This window comes from Acinetobacter geminorum (assembly GCF_013009345.1).
GTDB lineage: Bacteria > Pseudomonadota > Gammaproteobacteria > Pseudomonadales > Moraxellaceae > Acinetobacter > Acinetobacter geminorum.
In genome coordinates this window covers 1-2,892 of record NZ_JABELE010000039.1, presented here as the reverse complement: position 1 = coordinate 2,892, position 2,892 = coordinate 1, and the positions used below count along the sequence as shown (strand labels likewise).

Below are 2,892 nucleotides of genomic sequence, written 5' to 3'. Positions count from 1 at the left end.
ATCTCTTGAATTAAATAATTTTGCTGATTAATTTGATCAAATAAATTGTACGTTTTTTGATTTATGACGGAAGTCTACTTTATCTTCAAATGCATTTTGTAGCGTTTCTCCCCATTCTGCAAACAGAGGGTAATATTTATACGCTTTATTAATTCGAATTGGTTTTAGAAAGTCTTTAACTAAATTATTCACATCTATTTCATCTTCAGAGTGAATTTTATCCCAAGCATTCTGACTCCATTCTTGCCAATCAACAAGATTCCCTGCTTTTGGTGACCAAATCTTTCCTTTCTTTTGTGAACATCCCCAAATGATATACGCTGAATTATCAGGAGACTTTCCCTTGGGAGATTCTAGGCAGCCAACTTATAAAAGTCTTCGGCCATTTGATTTGGTGTCTTAAAACCCAAACCCTTTTGAATTCTTCGATGATTATAAAATAATTCAATGTATTTTATAATATCTGCTTTGGCTTCTTCTCTGGTTTGATAGTTGTAATGATGCACTAACTCATTTTTCAGTATTCCCCAAAAGCTTTCAATCGGTGCATTATCGTAACAGTCTCCGCGCTTGCTCATTGAACCTTGAAAACCATATTGCTCAAGTATATTTCGATATTCATGGCTGCAATATTGACTTCCTCTGTCTGAATGCACAATCAGTTCTTTGGTTGGTTTTTGATTGTGAATAGCCATATTTAGCGCATTACAAACAAGCTGTGTTGTCATGCGCTCATTTAAGCTATAGCCAACCACTTGCTTCGTGTAAAGGTCTTTTACCGCTGCTAAGTACAGCCATCCTTCAACAGTCCATATGTACGTAATATCACTTGACCATGCTTGATTTGGTCTAGTCATTGAGAATTGTTGCTCCAGCAGGTTTTCATAGATCGCTCGATTATGGTCACTATTCGTAGTCCTTTTAAAACGCTTGTGTCGCTTACAATACAGGTGGTTCAGCGCTTTTATCTGACGTACAGCGTACATACTCATTTTTATGCCCTGAGCTTGTAAGTATTTGGTTAATCGAATATAACCATAGCTCTGCTTTGTCTCCTCATGGGCTATTTTCACCAATATCGTCTGTTGATTTCGTTGAATCGTTCTTTTGCTCACGCCTCTCTTGGGCCAATCATAAAAACATGAAACTGAAACATGAAGTAATCGAGCCATTAAGGTAATTGGAAAAGAATATCTTTTTTGTTTCATATAGGCGTACCTTACTGACTTTCTTTGGCAAAGTACGCTGCTGCCTTTTTTAAAAATTCACGTTCCATTTCAGCTATTTTGAGCTGTTGTTTGAGTTTTTTATTTTCTTCGAGTAGAGCGTTTAGATCAGGTGAATACTGTTTTGTACCTGCTAAAGTTCCAGCCTTTGCTTTGGTATTCCAATTTGAAAGAGTTTGCATTGAAATGCTAAGTTGTCTGGCTGTTTCCGAGACATTGCCTTGATTGGCTTCAATTAATTTGATGGCTTCAGCTTTAAATTCTGTGGTGTAAGTCTTGTGTTTCTTGCTCATGGTAAACTCCTGATGAGTGTGTTTAGTTTACCAAGTTAAAACCTCCTGTTTTTTCAGCACACATCAAAAACGTTTACGTTGGTATTGGGGTAATCCTACAGATCGACATTTATGGCATCTGGATGAAACTTACGTAAAAGTGAATGGCAAATGGGCATATCTATACCGTGCAGTTGACCAACGTGGCCATACTCTTGATTTCTATCTTTCTGCTAGACGAAATACCCATTCAGCTTATTGTTTTCTTGGTAAGATTTTGAATCATGTCAAAAAATGGCAGATTCCACGAGTCATAAACACTGATAAGGCTCATACCTATGGCCGTGCTTTGTCGCGACTAAAACAGGAAGGAAAGTGTCCTGAAGACTTGGAGCATCGACAGATTAAATACAAGAATAACGTGATTGAATGTGATCATGGCAAGCTCAAACGAATCATCAAGGCTACGTTGGGATTCAAGTCTATGAAAACGGCTTATGCCACAATTAAAGGTATTGAGGTTATGCGTGCTCTACGCAAAGGACAAGCTTCATTATTTTATAACGGTAATATTCTAGGAGAAGTTTGGCTAGTAAATAGAGTTTTCGGTCTCTAAGCTTTTTTGAAGGGAAAATCATCGACTCAGATCCCTATTTGCAACAGTGCCTTTAATATTTAGTTTAAATCGACCTGTTAAACGTTCAGGTTGTCCTTTTTCTAATCGTTCAAGAGCATCAAGTAATTGTTGTCTAGTAACTTCGGGATTTCTAATCTTTGCCATATAAAAATACCTATTAAAGTTGATCTCTCGGGACTGTCATAATTTTATAAGGTTCAAAGTTTAAGTTCATACTCTGCATTATTTTTTCAGCAGCTTGGATGCGTATTTTGTGAAATTCGTAAATGTCATCGGATAACTGTCCTTCAATGCTTAGAACCTCTAATATGTTTATACTTTCTTGTCTTACAGCTTGAGCATAAGCTGTACTTTCAATAATTGACCAATCACAATCTACACATTCAGGAAATTCTATACCAATTCTCATACTACATGCACGATTGATACAGTACATTCCTGGAGCAATAGCATGGATGTGTTTTCTTCCTGATTTGATTTCTTTCTCAAAGTATTTAGATGACATATCCCTATCATTAAAATCTTGTTGGTACAAAAATTTGCCATAACCTCCACCCAAATTATGTCCAAGCTTTGCTTTCAATGAAATATTAGAAAGTAAATTAGCTTGCTGTCTAATTTTTTCTTGCTCTAGGCTTTGTTGCACAAAGATTTAAAAGTTAAGACTTCTCATATCTACTCAAATTTAAGTGACAACTCGGGTATGTGGTCTGCCTAAGTCCGTAAATTTATTTAATACTGCCATACGTGCATGAAT

The 2,892-nt window shown here is 36.4% G+C and carries 3 protein-coding genes and 1 pseudogene; 1 reads left to right on the top strand and 3 read right to left on the bottom strand.

The annotated features are described in order from the left end of the window. Positions 1-353: 353 nt before the first annotated feature. A protein-coding gene (locus HJG58_RS18520) for an IS3-like element ISAba22 family transposase (protein WP_085945708.1) occupies positions 354-1,519 on the bottom strand; the annotation gives its coding sequence in 2 pieces (ribosomal slippage) (positions 354-1,261 and positions 1,261-1,519; 1,167 coding nt in all). A gap of 64 nt (positions 1,520-1,583) precedes the next feature. Here HJG58_RS18520 and HJG58_RS18515 point away from each other — a divergent pair. Continuing rightward, positions 1,584-2,114, top strand: a pseudogene (locus HJG58_RS18515) (IS6-like element IS1007 family transposase); the annotation flags it as partial. 18 nt (positions 2,115-2,132) lie between these two features. Here HJG58_RS18515 and HJG58_RS18510 read toward each other — a convergent pair. After that, entirely contained in the window at positions 2,133-2,279 is a 147-nt protein-coding gene (locus tag HJG58_RS18510) for a hypothetical protein (protein WP_160310229.1), read from the bottom strand. A gap of 13 nt (positions 2,280-2,292) precedes the next feature. Further along, positions 2,293-2,781, bottom strand: a complete 489-nt coding sequence (locus HJG58_RS18505) for a hypothetical protein (protein ID WP_049065942.1) — start codon at positions 2,779-2,781, stop codon at positions 2,293-2,295. Between the last annotated feature and the right edge of the window lie 111 nt (positions 2,782-2,892).

What these genes read in the sequence shown, in the direction of transcription:
- HJG58_RS18510 (WP_160310229.1), bottom strand. Translation starts at nt 2,279, where the DNA reads ATGGCAAAGATTAGAAATCCCGAAGTTACTAGACAACAATTACTTGAT.